This window comes from Kitasatospora purpeofusca (genome assembly GCF_034043715.1).
In the GTDB taxonomy this organism is placed as follows: domain Bacteria; phylum Actinomycetota; class Actinomycetes; order Streptomycetales; family Streptomycetaceae; genus Kitasatospora; species Kitasatospora purpeofusca_A.
Map to the genome: position 1 here is coordinate 1 of NZ_JAXCLC010000059.1, position 26,181 is coordinate 26,181.

The window sequence follows — 26,181 nt, forward strand, 5'->3', positions numbered from 1 at the left end:
GGGGGGGGGGGGGGGGGGCGGGGGGGGGGCCCCCCCCCCCCCCCCCCCGGGCCCGGGGAGGTCAGCCGTCCAGGCCGGTGAGGGTGGCGATGGACGGGGCCCGGCCCCCGTCGCGGAGGCGGGCGGCGGCGGTCTCGGCGTCGCGCAGGACGCGCACCGCGTTGTGCCAGGTGAGCTTGGAGAGGTCGGTCTCGGACCAGCCGCGGCGCAGCAGTTCGGCGATCAGGTTGGGGTAGCCGGCGACGTCGTCGAGGCCGTCCGGGAGGAAGGCGGTGCCGTCGAAGTCGCCGCCGATGCCGATGTGGTCGATGCCGGCGACCTCGCGCATGTGGTCGAGGTGGTCGGCGACGGTGGCGACGGTGGCGACCGGGCGCGGGTTCGCCTCCTCGTAGGCGCGCTGGCAGGCCATCCCGGCGGGGGTGGTGTCGAGGTGGTCGAAGCCGTGGGCGCGCATGTTCTCGTCGGCGGCGGCGGTCCACTCGATCGCGGCGGGCAGGATGAACTTGGGCACGAAGGTGGCCATCGCGACGCCGCCGTTGCCGGCGAGGCGGGCGAGCACGTCGTCCGGGACGTTGCGCGGGTGGGCGCAGACCGCGCGGGACGAGGAGTGCGAGAACAGCACCGGGGCCTCGCTGACCCGCAGGGCGTCGCGCATGGTGTCGGCGGAGACGTGCGAGAGGTCGACCAGCATGCCGAGCCGGTTCATCTCCCGCACGACCTCCTCGCCGAAGGCGGTGAGGCCGCCGGCGGCGGGCTTGTCGGTGGCGGAGTCGGCCCACGGCGTGTTGTCGTTGTGGGTGAGCGTCATGTACCGGACGCCCAGCGCGTACAGGGCGCGCAGGGTGGCGAGCGAGCAGTCGATCGAGTGGCCGCCCTCGGCGCCGATCAGGGAGGCGATCCGGCCCTCGGCGCGGGCGGCCTCCAGGTCGTCGGCGGTGAGCGCGAGCCGCAGCCGCCCGGGGAAGCGGTCGACCAGGGCGTGGACGAAGTCGATCTGCTCGAGAGTGGCGCTGACGGCGTGGTCCCCGGCGAGCCGGCTGGGCACGTAGACGGACCAGAACTGCGCGCCGACCCCGCCCGCGGTGAGGCGGACGAGGTCGGTGTGCAGCAGGGCGCTCTGGTCGGCGGCCAGGTCGAGCGCGTCGAGGTCGTAGCCGACCTGCTCGCGCATCGCCCATGGGAGGTCGTTGTGGCCGTCCACCACGGGGGCGGTACGGAGGACGGCCCGGGCGCGCTCCAGCAGGGCGGCGGGGGTGGAATCCAGCAGCTCAGAGGTCATACGAGCTGTTGTATCCGACCAGACTGCTTTTATGACTACTTTCCGAAGCCGAAGGAGGCGGAACCCGCCACCTTGGCCCTGAGCTTCTTGCCCTTCTCGGTGGCCTGGCTGTTCAGCTCGGCCTGGAACTCGGTCATCCGCTCAGTGAGGTCCGGGTCGAAGGCGGCCAGCATCCGCACCGCGAGCAGGCCCGCGTTGCGCGCGCCCGCCACCGAGACGGTGGCCACCGGGACGCCGGCCGGCATCTGCACGATCGACAGCAGGCTGTCCATGCCGTCCAGGTAGCGCAGCGGCACCGGCACGCCGATCACCGGCAGCGGGGTGACGGAGGCGAGCATGCCCGGCAGGTGGGCGGCGCCGCCGGCGCCCGCGATGATCGCCTTCAGGCCGCGCTTGTGGGCGCTCTCCCCGTACGCGACCATCTCGCGCGGCATCCGGTGCGCGGAGACGACGTCGACCTCGTAGGGGATCTCGAACTCGTCGAGCGCCTGGGCGGCGGCCTCCATCACGGGCCAGTCGGAGTCCGAGCCCATGACGATGCCGACGACAGGGGAGGTGGTGGGGGCCGTCATTCGGTGATCGTTCCTCGCAGGTAGGCGGCCGCGTGGCGGGCGCGCTCACGGACGTCGTCGAGGTCGTCCCCGAAGACGTTGACGTGGCCGACCTTGCGGCCGGGCTTCACGTCCTTGCCGTACATGTGGATGCGCAGGCCCGGGTCGCGGGCCATGCAGTGCAGGAAGGCGTGGTACATGTCCGGGTAGTCGCCGCCGAGGACGTTGACCATCACGGTCCACCTGGCGCGCGGCCGGGGGTCGCCGAGCGGCAGGTCGAGGACGGCCCGCAGGTGGTTCTCGAACTGCGAGGTGACGGCGCCGTCCTGGCTCCAGTGCCCGGAGTTGTGCGGGCGCATGGCCAGCTCGTTGACCAGGATCCGGCCGTCCCGGGTCTGGAACAGCTCGACCGCGAGGTGGCCGGTGATGTCCAGCTCGCCGGCGATCCGCAGGGCCAGCTGCTGGGCCTCGTCGGACAGCGCGGGGTCGAGGTCGGGCGCGGGGGCGGTGACCTCGGCGCAGACGCCGTTCTCCTGGACGCTCTCCACCACCGGGTAGGCGACCGCCTGGCCGCTGGGCGAGCGGACCACGTTGGCGGCCAGCTCGCGGACGAAGTCGACCTTCTCCTCGGCGAGCACCGGGACGCCGGCCAGGAACGGGGCCGCGGCCGCCTCCTCGTCGCCGACCACCCAGACGCCCTTGCCGTCGTAGCCGCCGCGGACGGTCTTGAGGACGACCGGGTAGCCGGTGCCCTCGCCGGCGAACGCGGTCACGTCGGCCGGGTCGGCGACGATCCGGTGCCGGGGGCAGGGGACGCCGATGGAGTCGAGCCTGGCCCGCATCACGCCCTTGTCCTGGGCGTTGACCAGCGCGTCCGGCCCGGGCCGGACGGCGATGCCGTCGGCCTGCAGGGCCCGCAGGTGCTCGGTCGGCACGTGCTCGTGGTCGAAGGTGACCACGTCGCAGCCGGCCGCGAAGCGGCGCAGGGTGTCGAGGTCGCGGTAGTCGCCGAGGACGACGTCGGAGACGACCTGCGCGGCCGAGTCCTGGGGAGTGTCGGCGAGGAGCTTGAACCGGACTCCGAGCGGGATGCCCGCCTGGTGTGCCATGCGGGCAAGCTGCCCGCCGCCGATCATGCCCACCACTGGAAAATTCGCGTTGCCCGGGGAAGTCACCCCGCCAGGATATCCGGGCCGGTCGGAGGGTGTGGAACCACTCCCGCCGCTACCGCGTCCCTACTCCCGGGCTCCGTCCGGCCGTGCCCGGGGGGCTGAGCCGATCGGCGGAACCGGGTAGCCTGGTCGGCCAGGTCCTGTACGCGCGATCCGATCATGTGCGTGCACGCAGGGCTCAAGGGGACCGCGGCGCACCTGCCCCGGCGACCTTTCGTCCGCAGGCACATGGAGGCAGCCCGGTATGGCGACGACCACGGCGTCGGATCCCTCGCTGACGCAGAAGCTGCGCGGCCTGTCGGGCGAGGCGGTGAAGTTCGGCGTCGTCGGCCTCAGCGGTGTCGTGGTCAACTTCGCCGTCTTCTGGGTCTGCATCAACGGCCTGCACCTCGCCTCCCTGCGGTCCAACATCGCCGCGACGCTGATCGCGATCTTCACCAACTACCTGGGCTACCGCTACTGGCTGTACCGCGACCGGGACGCCGCCTCGCGCAAGCGCGAGATCACGCTGTTCCTGCTGTTCAGCGGTGCCGGCATGCTGATCGAGACCGGGGTGCTCGGCTTCTCGGTGTACCTGCTCGGGCTCGACTCGCACTTCGAGCAGCTCGCGGCGAAGGTCGGCGGCCTCGCGCTGGGCACGGTGTTCCGCTTCGTCTCGTACCGGACCTGGGTGTTCAAGGCCGTCCCGGAGCCGGCGGCCGAGATCCCGGCCCCCGCCGCCACCGAGGCCACCACCCCCACCGGGGCCACCGCCACCCCCACCGGGGCCGCCGCGGTGGTCGCCCAGGCCGAGCGGGTCCTGGCCGCCGAGCGGATCCGGCTCGCCAAGGCCGAGTAGAGCGACCCTTCGCCTTGCCGCCCCCGTCGCGGCAGGAGGAGAGTGGTGACCGGGAGCGGGCACGGCCGGCGAACGATCGAGGCCCGGGGGGACGCAGGAGGCTCGCCATGACCTTCGTCCAGATCATCGAATGCCGGACCGACCGGATCGACGAGCTCAACGGCCTGATGGACCGCTGGGCCGAGAAGACCGAGGGCCGGCGGACCGTCGACCACGCGCTGGTCGGCACCGACCGCTCGGACCCCCGGCACGTGGTGGAGATCGTCGAGTTCCCCTCGTACGAGGACGCCATGCGCAACTCGAACCTGCCGGAGACCGACCGGATCTACCGCGAGATGGTGGCGCTCTGCGACGCTCCGCCCACCTTCACGGACCTGGACGTGGTCCGCGACGAGCGGTTCTGACCGCGCCGCCCGGACGGAGCGCTACACCTCGCGCCGGCTGCGGCCGAGGAAGAGCGCGAACACCGCCGGCCGCAGCGAGAGCAGCTCCAGCCGCCCGCCGTCCGCCTCCGCGAGGTCGCGGGCGACGGCCAGTCCGATGCCGGTCGAGTTGCGGCCGCTGACCGCGCGCTCGAACACCCGGTTGCCCAGCTCGGGCGGGACCCCGGGGCCCTCGTCCTGCACCTCGACCACCACGGACGTCCCGGACGGCCGGACCCGCAGGGTGACCGTCCCGGCGCCGTGCATCAGCGAGTTCTCGATCAGGGTGGCCAGTACCTGGGCGACGGTGCCGGGGGTGCCGACGGCGGTGACCCCGCGCAGGCCCTCGACCTGGAGCACCCGCCCGGTGCCGCGCAGCGACGGCCCCCACTCCTCGACCTGCTGCTTGACCACGTGGTCGACGTCGAAGGCGACGGCGGTGGGGCTGCGCGGGTCGCGCTGGGTGGTCAGCAGCCGCTGGACGACGTCGGTGAGCCGCTCGACCTGCTGGAGGGCGATGGTGGCCTCCTCCTTGACCGTCTCCGGGTCCTCGGCCAGCGCGGTGATCTCCTCCAGCCGCATGGAGAGCGCGGTGAGCGGGGTGCGCAGCTGGTGCGAGGCGTCGGCGGCGAGCCGGCGCTCGGCGGTGAGCATCCGGGCGATCCGTTCGGCGCTGACGTCGAGCACCTCGGCGACCCGGTCGAGTTCGGGCACGCCGTAGCGGCGGTCGCGCGGGCGCGGGTCGCCGGAGCCGAGCCGCTCGGCGGTCTCGGCGAGGTCGGTGAGCGGCTGGGCGAGCCGTTTGGCCTGCCAGACGGCGAGGGCGACGGCGGCCTGCACGGCGAGCAGCGCGACCACGCCGAGCAGCAGCAGCATGTTGGCGATCTCGTGGTCGACCGCCGCGCGGGACTGCTCGACGGTGACGGTCTCGCCGCTGGCGCCGCGTTCGACCGCCTTGAGCACATGGTCGCCGTCGGGCCGCTGCCCGCTGGCGACGACCGCCCGGCCGGGGATGTCCACCTCGACGTACTGGCCCTCGGAGACCTGGTTGGCGAACTTGTCGTTGGTGACCGGCTCGTTGGCGGCGAGCCGGTTCTCCACCAGCGCGAGGACCCGGACGGCGGCGGCGTCCACCCGGTCCTGGGCGGAGCTGACGATGGTGCGCTTCTCCACCACCGCCAGCGGGACGCAGAACACCACGACCACCACCAGGACGACGCCCAGCAGCGAGTTGATCATTCGGCGTTTCACGCTGCCGCTCCCGACGGTGGTGGGCGCCCCCGGTCGGGGCGTCCGCTCGGGCTAATTCTTCTCGAAGCGGAAGCCCACCCCGCGCACGGTGGCGATGTAGCGGGGGTTGGCGGCGTCGTCGCCGAGCTTCTTGCGCAGCCAGGAGATGTGCATGTCCAGGGTCTTGGTGGAGGTCCACCAGGTGGTGTCCCAGACCTGCCGCATGATCTCCTCGCGGGTGACCACCCGGCCGGCGTCCCGGACCAGCACCCGGAGCAGCTCGAACTCCTTGGCGGAGAGGGTGAGCTCCTCCTCGCCGAGCCAGGCGCGGTGCGACTCGATGTCGATCTTGACGCCGTGCGCGCCGGTGGTCAGCTGGTCGACGTTGCCGCGCCGGAGCAGGGCCCGGACCCGGGCGAGCAGCTCGGCGAGCCGGAACGGCTTGGTGACGTAGTCGTCGGCGCCGGCGTCCAGGCCGACCACCGTGTCGACCTCGTCGGCGCGGGCGGTGAGCACCAGGACGGGGCAGCTGCGGCCGTCCGCGCGCAGTCGGCGGCACACCTCCAGCCCGTCCATCTCGGGCAGGCCCAGGTCGAGGACCACGAGGTCGACCTCCTCGCCGAGCCCGGCGGCCAGCGCGGACGGACCGTCCTCACGGACGAGCACCTCGTATCCCTCGCGGCGCAGCGCCCGGGCGAGCGGTTCGGAGATCGCGGGGTCGTCCTCGGCGAGCAGCACACAGGTCATGGGCTGATGGTAGTCCGCCGGGGTGCGGCCGTTGCCGCCGTGAGGTAGTTCACAGTGCGTGATCGTTATACGGGGGGTGGTCGAGCCCCAATCAACCCGCCCGGGCCGCGTGTTCGGCGAAGATTCTGCTTCTCAAGCTTGAAAGCGAAGGAATAATCACTGCTCCGCCATGGATAGCGTGGACTGATCTCGCGCGGACTTTGCCATTTCCATACCTGATGCACGGCTTTTGTCAGCTGATGCCGCCAAATATCGCCACGTAGAGTGGTTTGGTCCACGTCCGCCTCCACCCCCCTTGGCGGACGCTGTCAGGCAAGGAACCCACTACACATGGCGTCTACGACCCTGGAGTCCGGCGTTCAGTCGGCCTCTCCCAGCGGCAAGACCTTCCTCGGGCACCCCCGGGGCCTCGCCACCCTCTTCATGAGCGAGATGTGGGAGCGCTTCAGCTACTACGGCATGCGTGCCCTGCTGGTGCTCTACATGACCGCCTCCGTCACCGACGGCGGCCTCGGCATGAAGATGGCCGTCGCGAGCGCCGTCTACAGCGTCTACACGGCGATGGTCTACCTACTCGCCCTCCCGGGCGGCTGGATCGCCGACCGCTTCCTCGGCGCGCGCAAGACCGTCGCCGTCGGCGGCACGATCATCATGATCGGCCACTTCCTGCTGGCCCTGCCGGTCGGTGTGTCGTTCTTCGCCGGCCTCGCGCTGATCGCGATCGGCTCGGGCCTGCTCAAGGCCAACATCTCGACGATGGTCGGCCACCTCTACGACGGGCCCAACGACCCGCGCCGGGACGGCGGCTTCACCGTCTTCTACATGGGCATCAACCTCGGTGCCTTCGCCGCCCCGCTGGTCATCGGCACCGTCGGCCAGGAGGTCGACTGGCACCTGGGCTTCGCCCTCGCCGGCGTCGGCATGGCCCTGGGCCTCGCCCAGTTCCTGCTCGGCACCCGCCACCTGAGCGCCAAGAGCGACGTGGTGACCTCGCCGATCTCGGCCGCCGAGAAGAGCGCGATCTTCAAGAAGGCCGCCCTGTGGCTCGCCGCCGCCGTCGTCTTCTACGGGGTCGTCGCGCTGACCGGCCACTTCACCATCAACTGGGCGATCTGGCCGCTGTCCATCGCGGGCCTCGCGATCCCGGTCTTCGTCTTCGCCAAGGTGAAGCGCGACAAGGACCTCGACGAGACCGAGCAGTCCCGGATGAGCGGCTACATCTGGTTCTTCGTCGCCGCCGCCGTGTTCTGGATGATCTACGACCAGTCCGGCTCGACGCTGAACATCTTCGCGCAGGACAACACCGCGTCCACGCTGTTCGGCTTCGACTTCCCGTCCAGCTGGTTCCAGTCGCTCAACCCGCTGTACATCATGGCCCTGGCCCCGGTCTTCGCCTGGATCTGGGTGGCGCTCTCGCGCCGCTCCAAGAACCCCAGCACCACCGCGAAGTTCTCCTTCGGCCTGCTGATGATCGGCGCCTCGTTCATCGTCATGATGCTGGCGATGGCCGCCGCCTCCGGCGACACCAAGGTCACCCCGCTCTGGCTGGCCTCGGTCTACCTGATCCAGACCGTCGGCGAGCTGACCCTCTCCCCGGTCGGCCTGTCCGTCACCACCAAGCTGGCGCCGACCAAGTACGCCAGCCAGATGATGGGCGTGTGGTTCCTCGCGGTCACCGCGGGCGACTGCGTCGCCGCCATCTTCCAGCTCGTCCTCGGTGACGAGGTGGTCGGCTCCACCTGGTACTTCGCGGTCCAGGGCGGCATGGCGATCCTCGCCGGCGCGGCGCTGTACATGTACCGCCGCAACGTCGTGCGGCTGATGGGCGACGTCCACTGACGTCTGCCCGGACCGGCCACGGGGCCGCCGCGGATCCCTGGATCCGCGGCGGCCCCGGCCGTTCTCCCGCCCGGCCACCTCTCGACAGCACCCGAACGGATCTGCCTATGGTCCCGGGTATGCCGACCGACTCGCTCCCCCGCCAGCTCGCCCGCACCGGGCGCCTCACCCTCGGCGCGCCCGCCGCACCCACCGTCACCGCCGACGGCCGCACCGTGCTTTTCCTGCGCAGCGCCGACGGCGACGACCCGACCGGCCGGCTCTGGGCCCTCGACACCGACACCGGCGAGGAGCGCCTGATCGCCGACCCCGCCGCCCTCGGCGACACCGGCGACACCGGCGACCCCGCCGACCTCGGCGACACCGGCGGCGAGCTCCCCGAGGCCGAACGGATCCGGCGCGAACGCGCCCGCGTCCTCGGCCGCGGCATCACCGCGTACGCCACCGACGCCACCGGCCGGACCGCGGCCCTCGCCCTGTCCGGCACCCTGCTGCTCGCCGACACCGCCACCGGCGAGGTCCGCCGGGTGCCCACCGCCACCGAGGTCCACGACCCCCGCCCCGACCCCACCGGCCGCCGGATCGCCTACGCCGGCGGCGGCGCCCTGCGGGTCGTCGGGGCCGACGGCCGGGACGACCGCGCGCTCGCCGAACCCGAGCACGAGGAGGTCCGCTACGGCCTGCCCGAGCACGTCGCCGCCGAGTCCATGCACCGCCACCGCGCCCACTGGTGGTCCCCCGACGGCACCCGGCTGCTGGTCGCCCGGGTCGACGAACGCCCGCTGCGCCGCCTCCACCACGCCGACCCCGCCGACCCGGCCCGGCCGCCGCGCGCGCACCGCTACCCGCTGGCCGGCACCGACAACGCCGAGGTCACCCTCTGGCTGCTCGACCTCGACGGCGGACGCACCGAGGTCCGCTGGGACCGGGCCGGCTTCGAGTACCTGACCGCCGCCGGCTGGGACGCCCACGGCCCGTACGCCGCCGTGCAGAGCCGCGACCAGCGCACCGTGCTCACCCTCGCGGTCGACCCCGCCGACGGCGCCACCCGCGTCCTCGCCGAACGCCGCGACGAGCACTGGGTCGAACTCCTCCCCGGCCTGCCCGCCCGGACCGCCGCCGGCTCCCTCGTCGACGCCGCCGAGCACGGCGACACCCGCCACCTCACCGTCGACGGCGCCCCCGTCACCCCGCCCGGCCTCCAGCTGCGCGCCGTCCTCGGGACCGACGGCGAGCAGGTGCTGTTCACCGCCTCCGACGAACCGACCGAGACCCACCTCTGGTCCTGGGGCCCGGCCTCGGGCGCCGTCCGGCTCAGCCACGAGCCCGGCACGCACACCGGCGTGCGCCGCGCCGGCACGCTCGTCCACACCGCGCGCACACCCGGCGCGCCCACCGGCCGGACCACCGTCCACCGCGCCGGCCGACCCACCGCGACGCTCGTCTCCCACGCGCAGACGCCCGTCCTCACCGCCCGCCCCGAACTGCTCCGGCTCGGCCCGCGCGAACTGCGCGCCGCGCTCTTCCTCCCCACCGGCCACCGCCCCGGCGACGGCCCGCTGCCCGTCCTGCTCGACCCCTACGGCGGCCCCGCCATGGCCAAGGTCTCCGCCGCCCCGCACTGGTGGGACCTGACCTCCCAGTGGTTCGCCGACCAGGGCTTCGCCGTCCTGGCCGTCGACGGCCGGGGCACCCCCGGGCGCGGCCCGCGCTGGGAGAAGAGCGTCCACGCGGACATCGCCGACCCCGCGCTCGCCGACCAGGTCGACGCCCTGCACGCCACGGCCGCGCTCCGCCCCGGACTGCTCGACCTCGACCGGGTCGGCATCCGCGGCTGGTCCTTCGGCGGCTTCCTCGCCGCGCTCGCCGTCCTGCGCCGCCCCGACGTGTTCCACGCCGCCGTCGCCGGGGCCGCCCCCACCGACCACCGGCTCTACGACACCCACTGGAAGGAACGCTTCCTCGGCCACCCGGACGAGTACCCCGAGCGCTACGAGGCCGCCTCACTGTTCCCCGACGCCCCCGGGCTGCGCCGCCCGCTGCTGCTGATCCACGGCCTCGCCGACGACAACGTGCTGCCCGCCCACAGCCTGCGGCTCTCCGCCGCCCTGCTCGCCGCAGGCCGCCCGCACGAGTTCCTGCCCCTCCCCGGCGCGGGCCACTCACCGGCCGACCCCGGGGTGGCCGAGCACCTGCTGCACCACCAGCTCGACTTCCTGCGGCGGTCGCTGGGACTCGGCTGAGCACGACGGCGGGGCCGGGAGAGGCACACCCTCCCGGCCCCGCACACCGCCCGAAGCCCCGTCAGACCTCGCGCACGCCCGCCCGCCAGACCGCCGCCGTCAGCGGCACACCCGGCCGGTAGGCCAGGTGCACCGGCGAGGGCGCGTCCAGCAGCTGCAGGTCCGCCCGGGCCCCCACCCGCACCGTGCCGACGTCCGTACGCCGCAGCGCCCGCGCGCCGCCCGCCGTCGCGGCCCAGACCGCCTCGTCCGGCGTCATGCCCATCTCCCGCACCGCCACCGCGATGCAGAACGCCATCGAACTCGTGAAGCTGGAACCCGGGTTGCAGTCGGTGGACAGCGCCACCACCGCCCCCGCGTCCAGCAGCCGGCGCGCGTCCGGGTAGACCGCCCGGGTGGAGAACTCGGCCCCCGGCAGCAGCGTCGCCACCGTCGACGAGCCCGCCAGCGCGGCCACGTCCTCGTCCGTGAGGTGGGTGCAGTGGTCGGCCGAGGCCGCGCCCAGCTCCACCGCCAGCCGCACCCCCGGGCCGTAGGTCAGCTGGTTGGCGTGCACCCGGGGGATCAGCCCGCGCTCGATCCCCGCGGTGAGGATCGCCCGGGCCTGGTCGCCGTCGAAGGCGCCCTTCTCGCAGAACACGTCCACCCAGCGGGCGTACGGCGCGCAGGCGTCCAGCATCGGGCCGGTGACCAGCTCGACGTAGCCCGCCGGGTCGTCCGCGAACTCCGGGGCCACCACGTGCGCGCCCAGGTAGGTGGTCTCCGGCGTGTACGAGGAGGCGATCCGCAGCGCCCGCGACTCGTCCTCCACCGTGAGCCCGTACCCGGACTTGCACTCGACCAGCGTGGTGCCCTGGCGCAGCGCCTCCCGCACCAGCCGGGCCAGGTTGGCGTCGAGTTCGGCGTCGGCGGCGGCCCGGGTGGCGGCCACCGTGGTGCGGATGCCGCCGGCCGAGTAGGACTGCCCGGACATCCGGGCGTTGAACTCGGCGGTGCGGTCGCCGGCGAAGACCAGGTGGGCGTGCGAGTCCACCCAGCCGGGCAGTAGGGCGCGGCCCGCCGCGTCGAACCGCTCGTCGGCGGCGGGGGCCCCGGCCGCCGGGCCGACCCAGGCGACGGTGCCGCCGTCGATCACCACCGCCGCGTCGGTGAGCGTGCCGAGCGGCCCGGTCCCGTGCGCGGGGTCGTTGGTGACCAGGGTGCCGATCCCGGTGATCAGGGTGCTCGGCATGGTCGGGCTGCTGCTCGGGGTGCTGTTCGAGCTGCTCACGTCGGAACCTTTCGGGGAGCGGGGGCGGGAGCGGGAAACGGGGCGGAAACGGGGAACGGGGGCGGGGGCGGGCGGTCCGATTCCGCCCGCCCCCGGTCACCCACGGGAACGCCGAGGACTCACCGGCCGAGCGCGGCGATCGAGGACCGCAGCGCGCCCGGCACGTCCGGCACCAGGGTGTGCACGCCGTCCTTGACCACGTGCCGGCCGCCGACCACCACGTGCCGGACGTCCGCCGCGGCGGCCGCGAACACCGCGATCTCCGCGCCCAGCCGGGGCGCCGGACCGGCCGTGCGCACCGAGTCCAGGGCGATCACGGTGAAGTCGGCCAGCGAGCCGGCCTCGATCCGTCCCGCCTCGGGCCAGCCGAGCGAGGCGTGACCGTCCTCCGTACCGGCCCGGAGCAGCGCGTTCGCCGTCCAGTGGCCGCGGGTGCGGGTACGCAGCCGCTCGTCCAGCTCCAGCGCCCGGGCCTCCTCGAACGGGTCGATCACGGCGTGGCTGTCGCTGCCGAGGGTGATCGGGGACCCCCCGGAGGCCAGCTGCCGGGCCGGGCCGATGCCGTCCGCGAGGTCCCGCTCGGTGGTGGGGCACATGCAGACGGTGGTGGAGGAGCCGGTCAGCAGCTCGACGTCTTCCTCGGTGAGGTGGGTGGCGTGCACGACGGAGGTGCGCGGACCGAGCGCGCCGTGGTCGGCGAGCAGCCGGGTCGGGGTGACACCGTGCGCGGCGAGGCAGGCGTCGTTCTCGGCGGTCTGCTCGGACAGGTGGACGTGCAGCGGGGCCTCGCGCCGCGCCGCCCAGTGGGCGACGGTGCCGAGCTGCTCGGCGGGCACGGCGCGCACCGAGTGGATCGCGGCGCCGATCCGGGCGTGCTCGCGGGGCCGCAGGGCGTCGGCCCGCACGGCCCAGGCCTCGGCGTCGCCGTCGCTGAACCGGAGCTGCGGCCTGGTCGGCTCGGCACCGAAGCCGGCGGACAGGTAGCAGGTGTCGAGCAGGGTGATCCGGATGCCGGCCCGGGCGGCGGCCTCGATCAGCGCCTCGCCCATCGCGTTGGGATCGTCGTACCGGGCGCCGCCGGGCGCGTGGTGCAGGTAGTGGAACTCGCCGACGGCGGTGATCCCGGCGAGCGCCATCTCCGCGTAGACGGCGGTGGCGAGCGCCAGGTAGCGGTCCGGGTCGAGCGCGCCGGCGAACCGGTACATGGTGTCGCGCCAGGTCCAGAAGGTGCCGGAGCCGACCTGGACGTGGCCGCGCAGCGCCCGGTGGAAGGCGTGCGAGTGCGCGTTCGCCTGCCCCGGCAGCAGGAGGCCCTCCAGCCGGACGGCGCCGGGCGGGCAGGGCCCGCTGTCCGGCTGCACCCGGGCGATCCGGCCGCCGGACCCGGTGCTGATCAGCACGTCCTGCTCGACCACCGGCCCGTTGGCGTGCGGCAGCCAGGCGTACTGCGCCCAGTACGTCGTCGTCCGCGGGTCTTCGGCACGGCCTGTCGACGGCGCGTCTTCGGCACGGCCCGGCGTCCGCGCGTCTTCGGCACTGCTCACTGACACGCCAGGTCCTCCAGTACGTCGGCGAGGGCGGCGACGCCGGCCAGGCAGTCGGCCGGCTCGGCGTGCTCCGCCGGGGAGTGCGAGACACCGCTCGGGTTGCGCACGAACAGCATGGCGGTCGGGACCGCCGAAGCGAGGATCCCGGCATCGTGTCCCGCGCCGGTGGGCAGCACGGGGACGCCGCCCAGCCGGGCGGCGAGGCGGTCGCGCAGCGGGCCGTCGAAGTCCACCACCGGGGTGTAGGACTCGCGGGTCAGCCCGACCCGGACGCCGTCGCGCTCGCCGCGCTCGGCGGCGGCCCGGCCGATCTCCTCGACCAGCGCGGTGAGGGTGGCCTCGTCGGCCGCCCTGGAGTCCAGCCAGCCGCGCACCAGCGAGGCGATCGCGTTGGTGCCGTTGGGCTCCACGGCGACCTTGCCGAAGGTGGCCAGCGCGCCCGCGAGCTTCGCCTTCTTCCGCGCGGCGAGCACGGTGTTGGCGTAGGTCAGCATCGGGTCGCGGCGGTCCTCGATCCGGGTGGTGCCGGCGTGGTTGGCCTCGCCGTGGAAGTCGAACCGCCAGCGGCCGTGCGGCCAGATCGCGCTCGCCACGCCGACCGGGTGCTCCTCGGTCAGGTAGCGGCCCTGCTCGACGTGCAGTTCGACGAAGGCGCCGATCCGGGCCAGCCGGTCGCCGTCCGCGCCGATCGCGGTCGGGTCCTGCCCGGCCCGTTCCATCGCGTCGGGCAGCCGGACGCCGTCGGCGTCGCGCAGCTCGTACGCCTGCTCCTTGGCGAGCACCCCGGCGGTGAGCCGGGAGCCGATGCAGGCCACCCCGAACCGGGCGCCCTCCTCGTCGCCGAAGTTGACGACCGCCAGCGGCCGGGTGAGCGCGGTCCCCCGGTCGCGCAGTTCGTCGAGCGCCGCGAAGGAGGAGACCACGCCGAGCGGGCCGTCGAAGGCGCCGCCGTCCGGGACGGAGTCCAGGTGCGAGCCGGTGACCACCGCGCCCTCGCCGGCCGGGTCGCCGAGCCAGGCCCACTGGTTGCCGTTGCGGTCCAGCTCGTAGTGCAGGCCCCGGTCGCGGGCCTGCTGCTCGAACCAGGCCCGGCACTCGGCGTCGGCGCTGTTCCAGGCGAAGCGGCGGTAGCCGCCGGACGCGGCGGAGCGGCCCACGGGGAGCAGCTCCGCCCACATCCGTTCGAAGCTCGCGGAGCCCTGGTCGCTCACAGCTCGCCCGTCGAGCCGTGCTCGTTCATCGGGACGCGCACACCGCGCTCGGCGGCGACCTCGTCGGCCCGGTCGTAGCCGGCGTCGACGTGGCGGATGACGCCCATGCCCGGGTCGTTGGTGAGCACCCGGCGGATCTTCTCGCCGGCCAGCGCGGTGCCGTCGGCGACGGTGACCTGGCCGGCGTGGATCGAGCGGCCGATGCCGACGCCGCCGCCGTGGTGGATCGAGACCCAGGACGCGCCGGAGGCGACGTTGACCATGGCGTTGAGCAGCGGCCAGTCGGCGATCGCGTCGGAGCCGTCCAGCATCGCCTCGGTCTCCCGGTAGGGGGAGGCGACCGAGCCGCAGTCCAGGTGGTCGCGGCCGATGACGATCGGGGCGGACAGCTCGCCGGAGGCGACCATGTCGTTGAAGCGCTCGCCGGCCTTGTCGCGCTCGCCGTAGCCGAGCCAGCAGATCCGCGCGGGCAGGCCCTGGAAGTGCACCTTCTCCTGGGCCATCTTGATCCAGCGGTGCAGCGACTCGTTCTCCGGGAAGAGGTCGAGCACGGCCTTGTCGGTCTTGGCGATGTCCTGCGGGTCGCCGGACAGGGCGGCCCAGCGGAACGGGCCCTTGCCCTCGCAGAACAGCGGCCGGATGTACGCGGGGACGAAGCCGGGGAAGGCGAAGGCGCGGTCGTAGCCGGCCAGCTGGGCCTCGCCGCGGATCGAGTTGCCGTAGTCGAAGACCTCGGCGCCGCGGTCCTGGAAGCCGACCATCGCCTCGACGTGCCTGGCCATCGACTCGCGCGAGCGGGTGGTGAACTCGGCGGGCTTCTCGGCCGCGTAGGTCGCCATGTCGTCGAAGGAGACGCCGACCGGCAGGTAGCTCAGCGGGTCGTGGGCGCTGGTCTGGTCGGTGACGATGTCGATCGGCGCGTCCATCGCCAGCAGCTGCGGGAACAGCTCGGCGGCGTTGCCCAGCAGGCCGATGGAGAGCGGCTGCCTCTTGTCGCGGGCGGCGGTGGCGAGCTCCAGGGCGTGGGAGAGGTTCTTGGCCTCGACGTCCAGGTAGCGGTGCTCGATCCGGCGGGAGATCCGGGACGGGTCGCAGTCGATGCAGATCGCCACGCCGCCGTTCATGGTGACGGCCAGCGGCTGGGCGCCGCCCATGCCGCCGAGGCCGGCGGTGAGGGTGATGGTGCCTTCGAGGGTGCCGTCGAAGCGCTTGTTGGCGACGGCGGCGAAGGTCTCGTAGGTGCCCTGGAGGATGCCCTGGGTGCCGATGTAGATCCAGGAGCCGGCGGTCATCTGCCCGTACATGGTGAGCCCGAGGCTCTCCAGACGGCGGAACTCCTCCCAGTTGGCCCAGTCGCCGACCAGGTTGGAGTTGGCGATCAGCACCCGCGGCGCCCACTCGTGGGTCTGCATGACGCCGACCGGCCGGCCGGACTGGACCAGCATGGTCTCGTCCTGCTTCAGGCCCTCGAGCGTGCGCACCATGGCGTCGAAGGAGCGCCAGTCGCGCGCGGCCTTGCCGGTGCCGCCGTAGACGACCAGCTTCGAGGGGTGCTCGGCCACCTCGGGGTCGAGGTTGTTCATGAGCATCCGCAGGGCGGCCTCCTGCTGCCACCCCTGCGTGGTCAGCCCGGTCCCCCGTGCCGCCCGCACCTCACGCGGCCCACTCGCCTGCTGCACCATGTCACGGTCTCCTTGCGGATGAATTCATTCAGGCTCGACTTCGCTGAATATATCCAAACATTCAGCCTTCGGCCAGACCTGGGCACATCCGATCAGCGCCCGTGCGACCGGCACCCCCCGCGCTACGCTGAACCCGGCGAACACCAGCCAATCGGCCCAGGCGCCGACGAATGGAGGACGCGATGACGGCCATCACCGTGCGGCCGGGGAGACTCCGGGACGCGGCGGAGGAGATCGAGCGGAGCACCGGCCTCCGAGTTCAGATCATCGGAGGAACCCTGGTGATGTCCCCGACTCCTCGCGGCAAGCACGCGGGAACCGTGCAGGTCCTTCGCGACCAGCTCGTCCCCGCACTTCCCGGGAGCCACCGCGTCTATGAGGTCTCCTCGATCTGCATGCCGGACGACGAAGACGACTACGCAACCCCCGACCTGGTCGTTCTCCCGAAGGACTGGGGCACCGACGACGAGTGGCTGGCCGACCCGCGCGACGTCGCCCTCGCGCTGGAAGTCATCTCCAGCTCCGAACGCGCCAGCGGAATCGCCACCAAGACGGAGTGGTACGCCATCGCCGGCGTGACCACTCTGCTCACAGCCGATCCGCGCTACGGCACTTGGACGCTCCACACACATCCCCGTGACGGCGTCTACCAGGGCGTACTCCATGGCAAGTACGGCGAGCCCGTACCACTGACCGGCGCACCACTGCCGTCGGAGCTCCGGACTGGCGAACTGCCGTTGTACGGCCCCCGCCACTGACCCCTCCTCAGGCCGCCGCGTCGCCGTCCCAGTCGATGCCGATCTCGGCGAGCCAGCGGCGGTCGGCGTCGTCGGGGACGTCGGCGGCCCGGGCGCCGGACGGCACGGGCGGCGCGGGGGTCCGGGGTGGGCGGGGGATCTCCTGCACCGGGCCGAGGCCGTACTGCTCGGCGGCCGCGGCGGCACGGGCGTCGGGTTCGATGACGCCGACGTGGACGACGGTCTCGTCGCCCGGGTCGAGGACGGTGAGTTCGGGATCGGGCAGACGGCGCAGGGTGACGCGGCGTCCGCAGGTCGGGCAGGACCACTCGTCGGCTCCGGAGGCGAGCCGGCCGACGAACTTCATCTCGTGGATCACGCGCATGGCGGCACCCCCTGACCGGAATGATGCCCGTCCTGGGCGGTCCGCCAACCTGCGGGTACGGTCGCCGGGGCGGCGTTCCGGGCTACGGGCACGAACGGGGAGGCCGAAGGCGTCCGCCCGGGACGCGCGCCCGCTGCTCCTCCTCGAAGTCCGCCGCGCGGATCCCGCCCCCGGGGGACTACTCCAGGAACAGCCCCCGGGCCGCCGCCGACTGCTCGATGGCCTCCAACCGGGCCTCGGCGCCCGGGAGTTCGTCGCACATGGTCTGCAGCAGCACCCGGCCGAGCATCATCGGCGCGCAGGCGGTGTCGAAGACCAGCCCGGTGCCGACGGCGGCCGGCAGCATCAGGTCGGAGAGCTTGGCGACCGGCGCGAAGACGCTGTCGGCCACGGTGACGACGGTCAGTCCGCACTCCCGGGCCACCGCCAGGGCGTCCATCAGTTCACGCGGGTAGCGCGGCAGGGCGAAGCAGAGCAGCACGCTCGCGCCCGCGGCGGCGGCCTGCTCCAGCCGGTCGGCGAGCATGCTGCCGCCCTCGTCCAGCAGCCGGATGTCCGGGTGCACCTTGGCGGCGAAGTACGCGAAGCCGCGCGCCTGCGCGGAGGCGGCCCGCAGGCCGAGCACCGGCAGCGGGCGGGAGGCGGCGAGCAGCCGGGCGGCGCGGGCGATCGGCTCGGGGTCGGCGAGCAGCTCGGCCAGGTGGCGCAGGTGCTCGATCTCGGCGAGCACGGCCTGCTGGTGCTCGTTGCGGACGGCGTCGGCCGGGGTCTCGGGGGCGGCGGCCTCCCCGGCGCCGAGTTCGCGCAGCTGCTTGCGCAGCGCCGGGTAGCCGTCGTAGCCGAGGGCCACCGCGAATCGGGTCACCGAGGGCTGGCTGACGCCGGCGAGTTCGGCGACCTCGACGCTGGAGAGGAACGGTGCCTCGGTGGCGTGCCGGACCAGCGAGTGCGCGATCCGCCGCTGGGTGGGGGTGAGGCGGTGCCCCTCGAAGAGCTGGAGCAGCCGGGCGGAGGGACCGACCGGGCCGGCCTCGTCGGTGGCGGTCATGGCGGTACCTCCGGATGCGAGCTGTTCGGACGACTGTGCAGCAGTGGGCCGCCGCTGGCAAAGACGTCTCGCCCGACGGGACATCGGGCGAGACCCCCCGGAGCGGTCCCCGGGCCGGTGCGGAGGGGCGCGGGCCGTCTCGGGGTGACCCTGAATTCCCCCTGAGACCGCCCTGAATCCCCGTCGGACCGATGGACCGGTGGCCTCCGGAGGGAGGAAGCTGGTGCCCATGGACACTCGTCAGGACGATCTGCGGCGCGATCTGGACGCCTCGCTGCAGGCCCGCAAGGAGCTCGGCCCGGAGTACGAGTCGGAACTCGTGGACTCCTTCCTCGCCCGGCTCGACGCCCGCCTCGACGCCCGGGTGGAGCGCCGGGTGGCCGAGCGGCTCGGCCCGGCCGAGGCGTACGGCCGTCCGGGGTACGGGCCGCGCCGCTTCGGCCGCCGCTCGGCGACCAGGCTCCCGATCATCTCGCTGGTGCTGGGCATCCCGCTGTCCGCGATCGCCGCCGAGAGCAGCGGGTTCTGGGGCCTGCTGGTCTGCTGGGGCGGCATCGTCGGCGTCAACGTCTCCTCCTCGCTCGCCGAGCGAGTCCAGGAGCAGCGCGGCGCGGCGGCCCCGAAGAGCGACTGGGACCGGTGACCGGCGGCGTCACCGGCCACCGGTCACCCGTCCCACCCGCGTTACCCGTTCGGCGCGGCGCGGAGGTCAGGCCAGCGGGCCGGTGACCCGCTCGACGGCCCGCACCAGCTCGCCCGAGGCGACCAGCGCGGCGGCGGCCTCCAGGTCCGGCGAGAGGAAGCGGTCGCGCCCGGCGCCGCCGACCCCGGCGGCACGGGCGGCGGCCATCGCCGCGGCCGTGGCCGGCGCCGGTTCGGCGCCCGTTCCGGCCTGCTGACGGATCTCCAGCGCCCGGGCGGCGGCGGTGAGCTCGACGGCCAGGACGCGGCCGAGGTTCTCCACGGCCTGGCGCAGCTTGCGCGCCGCGGACCAGCCCATCGAGACGTGGTCCTCCTGCATGGCCGAGGAGGGGATCGAGTCGACCGAGGCCGGCACCGCGAGCCGCTTGTTCTCGCTGACCAGGGCGGCCTGGGTGTACTGGGCGATCATCAGGCCGGAGTCCACGCCCGGGTCGTCGGCCAGGAAGGCCGGCAGGCCGTGCGAGCGGGCCTTGTCGAGCAGCCGGTCGGTGCGGCGCTCGGAGATCGAGCCGAGGTCGGCGGCGGCGATGGCGAGGAAGTCCAGCACGTAGGCGACCGGGGCGCCGTGGAAGTTGCCGTTGGACTCGACCCGGCCGTCCGGCAGTACCACCGGGTTGTCGACCGAGGCGGCCAGCTCCCGGGAGGCGACCAGCTGGGCGTGGGCGAGGGTGTCGCGGCCGGCGCCGGCGACCTGCGGGGCGCAGCGGACCGAGTAGGCGTCCTGGACCCGCGGCGCGTCGTCCTGGTGGTGGCCGGTGAGGCCGGAGCCCTGGAGCACGGCCAGCATGTTGGCGGCGGCGGCCGCCTGGCCGGGGTGCGGGCGGATCGGGGCGTGCAGCTCGGGGGCGAGCACCTTGTCGCTGCCGAGCAGCGCCTCCAGGGTCATCGCGGCGGTGATGTCGGCCGTGGTGAACAGCCGCTGCAGGTCCGCGATGGCCATGACCAGCATGCCGAGCATGCCGTCGGTGCCGTTGATGAGGGCGAGGCCCTCCTTCTCCAGCAGCTCGACGGGCTCGATGCCGGCGGCGGCGAGCAGCTCGCCGGCGGGCTTCTCGACGCCGTCCGGGCCGGTGGCGACGCCCTCGCCCATGAGGACGAGCGCGCAGTGCGACAGCGGCGCGAGGTCGCCGGAACAGCCGAGCGAGCCGAACTCGCGGACCACCGGGGTGATCCCGGCGTTGAGGAGCGCGGCCATGGTCTGCGCGACCAGCGGGCGGACGCCGGTGCGACCGCTGGCGAGGGTCTTCATGCGCAGGAACATCAGCGCGCGGACGACCTCGCGCTCGACCACCGGGCCCATCCCGGCGGCGTGCGAGCGCACCAGCGAGCGCTGCAGCTGGGCGCGCAGCTCGGGGCTGATGTGCCGGACGGCGAGGGCGCCGAAGCCGGTCGAGACGCCGTAGACGGGGCGCGGTTCGGCGGCCAGGGCGTCGATCCGGGCGCGCGCGGTCGCCATCTCGGCGATCGCGTCGGGGCCGATCTCGACCCGGGCGTTGCCCCGGGCGACGGCCAGCACGTCCTCGGCGCCGACGTGGGCCTTGCCGACCTGGACGAGCGGCGTGTGGGCGGCCGCAGCACTGTGCATATCCATATGCATCATCTCAGCAGGTGAATGGAGATATGACAACCATCTCGGCCCAGTCGGAACCTCCCGACCCCGGACCGGCCGGTCACCAGGATTTTCGAATACCCGGGCCGGTGCCGCACGCTGTGGGGAGGCGGACGGCGCAACGCCGGGCGCGGCGGCGGGAAGGCGGGCGGCACGATGACGCGGGCGACGGCACGGCGGCGGGTACTCCGGCTGCGCGGGGACGGGCGCAGCACCCGGCCCGACGCGCTGGCCGCCGAGGAACCACTGGAGATCCGGCTCGGCGGCGAACCCCTCACCGTCACCATGCGCACCCCCGGCCAGGACTTCGACCTGGTGGCGGGCTTCCTGGTCGGCGAGGGCCTGGTCGCCACCGGCGAGGAGCTGACGGCACTGCGCTACTGCGCCGGAACCGACGCGGACGGCGCCAACACCTACAACGTGGTGGACGCGACGCTGCGCGACACCGGCCGCCCGCTGCCGCTCTCCGCCCACCGCAACCTGCTCACCACCAGCGCCTGCGGACTGTGCGGCCGCGACACCGTGGACGCCGTGCGCACCCACGTCCGGCACCCGGTCGGCGAGGACCCGCTGAGCGTCCCGCCCTCGCTGCTCTACGCCCTGCCGGACCGGCTGCGCGCCGTCCAGCGCACCTTCGACTCCACCGGCGGCCTGCACGCGGCCGGCCTGTTCGACGGCCGGACCGGCGAACTGCTGTGCGCCCGCGAGGACGTCGGCCGGCACAACGCGGTGGACAAGGTGGTCGGCTGGGCGCTGCGGGAGGGCCTGCTGCCGCTGACCGGCCAGGTGCTCCTGGTCAGCGGCCGGGCCTCGTTCGAACTGACCCAGAAGGCGGCGCTGGCCGGCGTGCCGCTGCTGGCCGCGGTCTCGGCGCCGTCCTCGCTGGCCGTGGACCTCGCCGAGGAGCTGGGCCTGACCCTGGTCGGCTTCCTGCGCGGCGAGGGCGCCAACGTCTACACCCGCCCCGACCGGATCGCCTGAGCCCGCGCGCGCCCCGCCCCGCGTCAGCTCGGCCTCACTCCAGCTCGGCCCCACGTCAGCTCGGCCTCACTCCAGCTCGGCCTCGACCAGGTCCGCCGCCCGCGCCGTGCCGCCCTCGGCCCGGGCCGCGGCGCGCTCCTCCGCGAGCCGCCCGGCCACCGCCGGGTCCCCGGTCAGCTCCAGCAGCGCGGAGCGGAGCGCCGCGGGGGTCGCGTCCTCGGTGTCCAGCCGCCGGGCCACCCCGAGCGCCACCAGCGAGTCCGCGTTGGCGAACTGGTCGACGGCCTGCGGCACCGCGATCATCGGCACCCCGTGGAAGAGTCCCTCGCTCGCGCCGCCGGTGCCGGCGTGGGTGACGAAGGCGTCCGCCTGCGCCAGCACGTCGAACTGCGGCACCCAGCGGTGCACCTCGACATTGGCCGGAACCTCGCCCAGCGCGGCCGGGTCGGTGTGCCGGCCGATCTGCAGCACGACGTGCCAGCCGGGCAGGCCGCCGAAGGCCTCCAGGCAGGCCCGGTAGAAGGCCGGGCGGTCGGTGAAAGCCGAGCCGAGCGAGACCAGCAGCACCTTGTCCGCCCCGGCGGGCCGCTGCCAGCGGCCCTGGTGCGAGCGGTCGCCGAAGCACTGGCCGACGAAGGTGATCCGGTCGGTGTCGACCCGGTCCGCGTGGGGCTGCAGGGCCCGCGGGATCAGCGCCAGCGCGCGGTCCGGGCGGTTCTTGAACCGCTCGACGTCCCGCTCGAGGTCCCGGACGGCGACGCCGTTGCCGGCCAGCCACTCGCCGAACCGCCGGTAGTGCTCGGGGCCGCCGGGCCCGGTGCGGAGCGCCTCGAACATCGGCGCCATGTCCTCCTCGATGCCCTCCCAGCCGACCATCGTGGGCGACAGCTGCACCGCCGGCACGCCGTGCCCCTCGGCCACCGCCCGGGCGGCGAAGGCGCCGATGTCGTACAGCACGAGGTCGGGCCGGTCCTCGGCGAAGAGCTTGCGCAGCACCGGGGTCATCGCGAGGGCGTCGTCGAGGAAGACGTCCTGGATGGCGACCGGGTCCTCGGGCCACCCGGCGGGGTCGCCGTCGAGCGGCAGCGCGGTGTCGTACGGGACGGGCGTGGCGCCGGTGGACGCGACCGTGTCGGCGAAGGACGGCGCGTTGACGTAGCTCACCCGGTGGCCCCGGGCGACGAGCTCGGTGATCAGGGCGAGACTCGGGTTGACGTGGCCGTGGGCCGGGATGGAGGCCATGGCGACATGGGCGGAGCGGGTCATCCTCGTGGTCCTCTCGGAGGCTGCGGAACGGGAGCTGCGAATCGGGAGCTGCACATCGGGAATCTATCGAGACGAGACGGTTCGTCTCGCTGACGTCCCACCAGAATGCACCGATGGGTCCGGGCTGTCAAGACGATACGGATCGTCTCGTCGTCTCGTTAGACTGGCGCCCATGACCGGACCGCAGACCGCCCCCGACCCGAGCCGCCGCAACGAGCAGAGCCGCGCGGCCATCCTCACCGCCGCCGCCGAACTCGTCGCCGAACTCGGCTTCGGCAAGCTGACCATCGAGAAGATCGCCGCCCGCGCCGGCGTCGGCAAGCAGACCATCTACCGCTGGTGGCCCTCCAAGGGCGCCGTCGTCTTCGACGCCTTCCTCGCCGCCAGCGAGAACCCCTCCGGCAGCCTCGCCCTCCCCGACACCGGCGACCTCGGCGAGGACCTGCGGACCGTCCTGCGGCTCACCGCCCTCGAACTCGCCGACCCCGCCTTCGACCGGACCGGGCGCGCCCTCACCGCCGAGGTGCTCACCGACCCCGCGCTGCTGCGCGACTACCGCGAACGCCTCCTCGACCCGCTGCTGACCGTCACCCGCGAACGCCTGCGGACCGCCCGCGAGGCCGGACAGCTGCGCGCCGACGCGGACCTCGACCTCGCGGTCGAACTCCTCTACGGCCCGCTGTACTACCGCTGGCTGCACGGCCTCGGCCCGCTCGACCCCGGCTACGCCGACCAGGTCGTCGCGGCCGTCCTGGGCGCGCTCGGCCCCACCCGGGACTGAGCACGCCCGGGCTCAGGACCGGTTGCGGCGGCGCAGCACCAGCACCACGACGACGATCACCGCGATCACCACCAGCACCACGCCGATGCCGATCACCAGTCCGATGATCTTGCCGAGGCCCTTCTTCTTCTTCTTTTTCTTCGACTTGTCCTTGGACACGGCCAGCTGCGCGGCGCCGTGGCGCTCCGCCACCGCCCCGGCCTGCGCGGCGCCCTGCCCCGCCGAAACCTGCCGGACGGCACCACCGCCGGCCGCCGGCCGCGACCCGGCATCGGCCCCCGAGGCCACCGGGGCCACCGAGACCGCCGGGCCGGCCGAGGCCGCCGAGGCAACCGGCGCGGCGGCCAACGCCGTCCCGCCGAACGCGAGCACCGCGGAGAGCACCAGCCCCATCACCCGAGCGCGCACAGGAATCAACCCCCGTCATCGATCCGGCGCGACCCCGACGGCCCGCCGACCGCCGACACCATCCCACGCCCGCCCCGCCCCGCCCACCCCCATGACCGGACCGCGACCCGCTCGGAACCAACCGGTCACCGAAGCACCACACTCCCCGCCCCGACGCCCCGACGGCCGGGCTCCGGGTCAGGTGCCGGGCGGGGAGGCGGGGCCGGCGAGGGCGACGGCGACGAGGGCGCGGAGGGCTGCGGCGACCTGGCCGAGCGGGAGGGTCGCGTCGTCGGCGAAGAGTTCGAGGAGCCAGCCGCCCGCCGGGTTCTGGCCACCGGCCGCGACCATGCCGCGGTAGCCGGAGACCACCAGCATGGCCTCCTCCGCCGGGTCGTTGCCCGCCGCTCCGGCGCGCAGCGCGAAGGCGCCGCCGCGCACGGCGGTCCGGGTCAGCGGGTAGTGGCGGAGGTCGAAGACGGCGTCCGGGGCCTCGATCTGGGCGCGCTGGGTCTCCGCCCGGGTACTGCTCGGCCCGCTGGTCATCCGGTAGACGGCGTGCCGCGCGGTGTGCATCAGCTGCGACCCGGGCGGCACGTAGGAGATCCACCAGCCGACCGCGTCCAGCAGCCGGGCCGTGGTCTCGGCGACGACGGCGAGCTTGCCCATGGTGTCGGCCGGGTGGACGGCGCGGGCGGTGCCCTGCCGGTCGAGCGCGGCGAGCACCGCCGTGAGCAGCTGCCCCGGGTCGGCGCTGTGCGCGGCGCCGCGGAACCGCCGGCGGTCGCCGGTACCGGCCCGGCCGCCGGGCCGGGGGCGCCCGTCGGCGCGGTACTGCGGGTCGGCGGCGTCCGCGAGCAGCACCGTCGGGTCGGGGGCGAAGCCGGGCCCGTGGCTGCGGCCGGCGACCACCGGGTGCGCGGCGCGGGCGGCCTTGGCCCGGTACTGGGCGGCGTCGGCGAGCCGGAAGAGCCGGTCGGGGGTGGTGACGGGGCCGATGGAGTCCCCGGTGGAGGCCACCCCGCAGGCGACGCCCTCGCCCTCGGCCAGGGCCAGCGCCCGCGCGCACAGCTCCTCGGCGACGGCGACCACCTCGTCCGCCTTGCGGCCCTCGACGAGCAGGCAGAACTCGTCGCCGCCGAGCCGGGCCGCGAGGCTCCCGGGGAGTTTCGCGGCGGCCAGGGACAGCTGGTGGGCGAAGCGCTCCAGCAGCCGGTCGCCCACCTCGTGCCCGAGCTGGTCGTTGACCCGTTTGAGGCCATTGACGTCGCACACCACCAGGGACACCACGGTGTTGTCCCGGTTGTGGGCGGCCAGCGCGCTCTCCAGCCGGGCGTCCACCGCGCGCCGGTTGGCGAGGCCGGTGAGCGGGTCGGAGAAGGCGAGCTTGCGCAGGTCGGCGAGGCGCTCGGTCTGGGCGAGACCGGCCGAGATCTGAGCGGCGAGCAGGGTCGCGTACTCGGCGTCGGCCTCGGTGAACTCGGCCGATCCGGCGCTCCGGGCCAGGTAGAGCTCGCCCCAGGCCTGCCCGTGCAGCACGATCGGGGCGACCACGCAGCAGGCCCGGCCGCGCCGGCGCAGCGCGGCGGCGCGTTCCTGGCAGTACGCGCCGGCGGTCGGGTGGGCGTGCCCGACGTGCGACTGGGAGTTGTCGGCGGTCTGCACCCAGGCGCGCGGCAGCCGGCCGGTGGTCCAGCGCTCCTCCAGGTACGTGACGATCTCGGGGAAGTCGGCGACCGGGTAGGACTCGTCCTCGGGCAGCTCCTCCTCCCCGGGGGAGAGTTCGCCGTGGTTGACCAGGACCCGCAGCCGGCCGGACTCGCGGTCCCAGACCGAGACGGCGGCCATGGCGGCGCCGAGCGCCCCGGTGGCGCGGGCGGCGGCGGCCCGGACGGCCTCCAGCGGGGTGAGGGCCCCCGCCATGTCCTGGGCGAGCTCGACCACGGCCGTCAGCCGCGCGTCGGTGGCCGCGCCGCCGACGGGCGCGCGGGGCACCCCGGGGGCGGGGGGCGCCGACGCGGCGGCGGCCGGCTGCCGCGTCCGGTCGCAGTCGCGGTCCGTCATGATCGCCTCACTGCTCACCGGCTCGCCTCGCTCCCTGTGCCCGGTCCTGCCGTGGTCGGCGGACGACCGCCGTGCCCGCACCGTCCGTGCCGGCGTGACCACCGAAGGCTCCCGAAGGTCCTACCCGTCCGACATCGGATACCCGCTCGACGGTTCGCCACTCCGGCCGCCCGGACCGGAGCGCCTCCAC

General features: G+C 74.1%; 21 protein-coding genes and 2 pseudogenes. 8 read left to right on the forward strand and 15 right to left on the reverse strand.

Annotation, left to right across the window (positions count from 1 at the left end; translation table 11 throughout):
• Positions 1–61: 61 nt before the first annotated feature.
• The 3 genes from SM793_RS26450 to SM793_RS26460 are packed head-to-tail and all read right to left on the reverse strand — an operon-like array spanning position 62 to position 3,005.
• Positions 62–1,279, reverse strand: a complete 1,218-nt coding sequence (locus SM793_RS26450) for a dipeptidase (protein ID WP_320440787.1) — start codon at positions 1,277–1,279, stop codon at positions 62–64.
• 35 nt (positions 1,280–1,314) lie between these two features.
• Entirely contained in the window at positions 1,315–1,851 is a 537-nt protein-coding gene (purE, locus tag SM793_RS26455; protein ID WP_320440788.1) for a 5-(carboxyamino)imidazole ribonucleotide mutase, read from the reverse strand.
• A complete protein-coding gene (locus SM793_RS26460; protein ID WP_320440789.1) occupies positions 1,848–3,005 on the reverse strand; it encodes a 5-(carboxyamino)imidazole ribonucleotide synthase in 1,158 nt (385 codons plus the stop codon). The genes purE and SM793_RS26460 overlap by 4 nt, the downstream gene beginning before the upstream one ends.
• Before the next feature lie 241 nt (positions 3,006–3,246).
• On the opposite strand from SM793_RS26460, the gene SM793_RS26465 reads away from it, so the two are divergent.
• Both SM793_RS26465 and SM793_RS26470 read left to right on the forward strand, forming a co-directional pair.
• Positions 3,247–3,840 carry a GtrA family protein gene (locus SM793_RS26465; RefSeq protein WP_320440790.1) on the forward strand — a complete coding sequence of 198 codons (594 nt, stop codon included), beginning with the start codon at positions 3,247–3,249 and terminating at the stop codon, positions 3,838–3,840.
• 107 nt (positions 3,841–3,947) lie between these two features.
• Positions 3,948–4,238 (forward strand): annotated as a pseudogene (locus SM793_RS26470) (ester cyclase); the annotation flags it as partial.
• Positions 4,239–4,265: 27 nt separating this feature from the next.
• Here the strand turns inward: SM793_RS26470 and SM793_RS26475 are convergent.
• Together SM793_RS26475 and SM793_RS26480 are read right to left on the reverse strand one after the other, a co-directional pair.
• Positions 4,266–5,513 (reverse strand): ATP-binding protein, encoded by a 1,248-nt coding sequence (locus SM793_RS26475; RefSeq protein ID WP_320440791.1) that lies wholly within the window; start codon positions 5,511–5,513, stop codon positions 4,266–4,268.
• Between the two features lie 51 nt (positions 5,514–5,564).
• A complete protein-coding gene (locus SM793_RS26480) occupies positions 5,565–6,239 on the reverse strand; it encodes a response regulator transcription factor (RefSeq protein WP_030300686.1) in 675 nt (224 codons plus the stop codon).
• Between the two features lie 330 nt (positions 6,240–6,569).
• On the opposite strand from SM793_RS26480, the gene SM793_RS26485 reads away from it, so the two are divergent.
• Both SM793_RS26485 and SM793_RS26490 read left to right on the forward strand, forming a co-directional pair.
• Positions 6,570–8,078 (forward strand): oligopeptide:H+ symporter, encoded by a 1,509-nt coding sequence (locus SM793_RS26485; RefSeq protein WP_320440792.1) that lies wholly within the window; start codon positions 6,570–6,572, stop codon positions 8,076–8,078.
• A 119-nt stretch (positions 8,079–8,197) separates the two neighbouring features.
• Positions 8,198–10,321 carry a prolyl oligopeptidase family serine peptidase gene (locus SM793_RS26490; protein ID WP_320440793.1) on the forward strand — a complete coding sequence of 708 codons (2,124 nt, stop codon included), beginning with the start codon at positions 8,198–8,200 and terminating at the stop codon, positions 10,319–10,321.
• 61 nt (positions 10,322–10,382) lie between these two features.
• Here SM793_RS26490 and hutI read toward each other — a convergent pair whose 3' ends face one another.
• The 4 genes from hutI to hutU all read right to left on the reverse strand — a co-directional run bounded on the left by hutI (position 10,383) and on the right by hutU (position 16,031).
• Positions 10,383–11,552, reverse strand: coding sequence for an imidazolonepropionase (gene hutI / locus SM793_RS26495; RefSeq protein ID WP_320440830.1), 1,170 nt, complete (start codon positions 11,550–11,552; stop codon positions 10,383–10,385).
• A 158-nt stretch (positions 11,553–11,710) separates the two neighbouring features.
• Entirely contained in the window at positions 11,711–13,135 is a 1,425-nt protein-coding gene (locus SM793_RS26500; protein WP_413816035.1) for a formimidoylglutamate deiminase, read from the reverse strand.
• Positions 13,132–14,316 carry an allantoate amidohydrolase gene (locus SM793_RS26505; RefSeq protein ID WP_320440831.1) on the reverse strand — a complete coding sequence of 395 codons (1,185 nt, stop codon included), beginning with the start codon at positions 14,314–14,316 and terminating at the stop codon, positions 13,132–13,134. The genes SM793_RS26500 and SM793_RS26505 overlap by 4 nt, the downstream gene beginning before the upstream one ends.
• 29 nt (positions 14,317–14,345) lie before the next feature.
• Positions 14,346–16,031 (reverse strand): urocanate hydratase, encoded by a 1,686-nt coding sequence (hutU, locus tag SM793_RS26510; RefSeq protein WP_320440795.1) that lies wholly within the window; start codon positions 16,029–16,031, stop codon positions 14,346–14,348.
• 182 nt (positions 16,032–16,213) lie between these two features.
• On the opposite strand from hutU, the gene SM793_RS26515 reads away from it, so the two are divergent.
• Entirely contained in the window at positions 16,214–16,789 is a 576-nt protein-coding gene (locus tag SM793_RS26515; protein WP_320440796.1) for a Uma2 family endonuclease, read from the forward strand.
• Between the two features lie 7 nt (positions 16,790–16,796).
• Here SM793_RS26515 and SM793_RS26520 read toward each other — a convergent pair whose 3' ends face one another.
• Positions 16,797–17,153 carry a hypothetical protein gene (locus SM793_RS26520; protein ID WP_320440797.1) on the reverse strand — a complete coding sequence of 119 codons (357 nt, stop codon included), beginning with the start codon at positions 17,151–17,153 and terminating at the stop codon, positions 16,797–16,799.
• Positions 17,154–17,331: 178 nt separating this feature from the next.
• Positions 17,332–18,201, reverse strand: coding sequence for a MurR/RpiR family transcriptional regulator (locus SM793_RS26525; RefSeq protein WP_320440798.1), 870 nt, complete (start codon positions 18,199–18,201; stop codon positions 17,332–17,334).
• A 229-nt stretch (positions 18,202–18,430) separates the two neighbouring features.
• On the opposite strand from SM793_RS26525, the gene SM793_RS26530 reads away from it, so the two are divergent.
• Entirely contained in the window at positions 18,431–18,844 is a 414-nt protein-coding gene (locus tag SM793_RS26530; protein ID WP_320440799.1) for a hypothetical protein, read from the forward strand.
• 66 nt (positions 18,845–18,910) lie between these two features.
• Here the strand turns inward: SM793_RS26530 and hutH are convergent, their stop codons facing one another.
• The gene (gene hutH, locus SM793_RS26535; protein WP_413816036.1) at positions 18,911–20,494 is read right to left on the reverse strand and encodes a histidine ammonia-lyase; all 1,584 of its coding nucleotides are present in this window, start codon (positions 20,492–20,494) and stop codon (positions 18,911–18,913) included.
• Between the two features lie 174 nt (positions 20,495–20,668).
• On the opposite strand from hutH, the gene fdhD reads away from it, so the two are divergent.
• Positions 20,669–21,493, forward strand: a complete 825-nt coding sequence (gene fdhD / locus SM793_RS26540) for a formate dehydrogenase accessory sulfurtransferase FdhD (protein WP_320440801.1) — start codon at positions 20,669–20,671, stop codon at positions 21,491–21,493.
• Positions 21,494–21,559: 66 nt separating this feature from the next.
• Here fdhD and SM793_RS26545 read toward each other — a convergent pair whose 3' ends face one another.
• The gene (locus SM793_RS26545) at positions 21,560–22,759 is read right to left on the reverse strand and encodes a macrolide family glycosyltransferase (RefSeq protein ID WP_320440802.1); all 1,200 of its coding nucleotides are present in this window, start codon (positions 22,757–22,759) and stop codon (positions 21,560–21,562) included.
• Between the two features lie 172 nt (positions 22,760–22,931).
• Here SM793_RS26545 and SM793_RS26550 point away from each other — a divergent pair, with 172 nt between their 5' ends.
• On the forward strand, positions 22,932–23,540 hold the full coding sequence (locus SM793_RS26550) for a TetR/AcrR family transcriptional regulator (RefSeq protein WP_320440803.1): 609 nt from the start codon (positions 22,932–22,934) through the stop codon (positions 23,538–23,540).
• 12 nt (positions 23,541–23,552) lie between these two features.
• Here the strand turns inward: SM793_RS26550 and SM793_RS26555 are convergent, their stop codons facing one another.
• Both SM793_RS26555 and SM793_RS26560 read right to left on the reverse strand, forming a co-directional pair.
• Complete coding sequence (locus SM793_RS26555; RefSeq protein ID WP_320440804.1) at positions 23,553–23,948, reverse strand: hypothetical protein; 396 nt, start codon at positions 23,946–23,948, stop codon at positions 23,553–23,555.
• A gap of 765 nt (positions 23,949–24,713) precedes the next feature.
• A pseudogene (locus tag SM793_RS26560) lies at positions 24,714–25,850 on the reverse strand (diguanylate cyclase domain-containing protein); the annotation flags it as partial.
• Between the last annotated feature and the right edge of the window lie 331 nt (positions 25,851–26,181).

What these genes read in the sequence shown, in the direction of transcription:
- SM793_RS26450 (WP_320440787.1), bottom strand. Translation starts at nt 1,279, where the DNA reads ATGACCTCTGAGCTGCTGGATTCCACCCCCGCCGCCCTGCTGGAGCGC.
- purE (WP_320440788.1), bottom strand. Translation starts at nt 1,851, where the DNA reads ATGACGGCCCCCACCACCTCCCCTGTCGTCGGCATCGTCATGGGCTCG.
- SM793_RS26465 (WP_320440790.1), top strand. Translation starts at nt 3,247, where the DNA reads ATGGCGACGACCACGGCGTCGGATCCCTCGCTGACGCAGAAGCTGCGC.
- SM793_RS26480 (WP_030300686.1), bottom strand. Translation starts at nt 6,239, where the DNA reads ATGACCTGTGTGCTGCTCGCCGAGGACGACCCCGCGATCTCCGAACCG.
- SM793_RS26485 (WP_320440792.1), top strand. Translation starts at nt 6,570, where the DNA reads ATGGCGTCTACGACCCTGGAGTCCGGCGTTCAGTCGGCCTCTCCCAGC.
- SM793_RS26490 (WP_320440793.1), top strand. Translation starts at nt 8,198, where the DNA reads ATGCCGACCGACTCGCTCCCCCGCCAGCTCGCCCGCACCGGGCGCCTC.
- hutI (WP_320440830.1), bottom strand. Translation starts at nt 11,552, where the DNA reads ATGCCGAGCACCCTGATCACCGGGATCGGCACCCTGGTCACCAACGAC.
- SM793_RS26505 (WP_320440831.1), bottom strand. Translation starts at nt 14,316, where the DNA reads ATGTGGGCGGAGCTGCTCCCCGTGGGCCGCTCCGCCGCGTCCGGCGGC.
- hutU (WP_320440795.1), bottom strand. Translation starts at nt 16,031, where the DNA reads ATGGTGCAGCAGGCGAGTGGGCCGCGTGAGGTGCGGGCGGCACGGGGG.
- SM793_RS26515 (WP_320440796.1), top strand. Translation starts at nt 16,214, where the DNA reads ATGACGGCCATCACCGTGCGGCCGGGGAGACTCCGGGACGCGGCGGAG.
- SM793_RS26520 (WP_320440797.1), bottom strand. Translation starts at nt 17,153, where the DNA reads ATGCGCGTGATCCACGAGATGAAGTTCGTCGGCCGGCTCGCCTCCGGA.
- SM793_RS26525 (WP_320440798.1), bottom strand. Translation starts at nt 18,201, where the DNA reads ATGACCGCCACCGACGAGGCCGGCCCGGTCGGTCCCTCCGCCCGGCTG.
- SM793_RS26530 (WP_320440799.1), top strand. Translation starts at nt 18,431, where the DNA reads ATGGACACTCGTCAGGACGATCTGCGGCGCGATCTGGACGCCTCGCTG.
- hutH (WP_413816036.1), bottom strand. Translation starts at nt 20,494, where the DNA reads ATGGATATGCACAGTGCTGCGGCCGCCCACACGCCGCTCGTCCAGGTC.
- fdhD (WP_320440801.1), top strand. Translation starts at nt 20,669, where the DNA reads ATGACGCGGGCGACGGCACGGCGGCGGGTACTCCGGCTGCGCGGGGAC.
- SM793_RS26545 (WP_320440802.1), bottom strand. Translation starts at nt 22,759, where the DNA reads ATGACCCGCTCCGCCCATGTCGCCATGGCCTCCATCCCGGCCCACGGC.
- SM793_RS26550 (WP_320440803.1), top strand. Translation starts at nt 22,932, where the DNA reads ATGACCGGACCGCAGACCGCCCCCGACCCGAGCCGCCGCAACGAGCAG.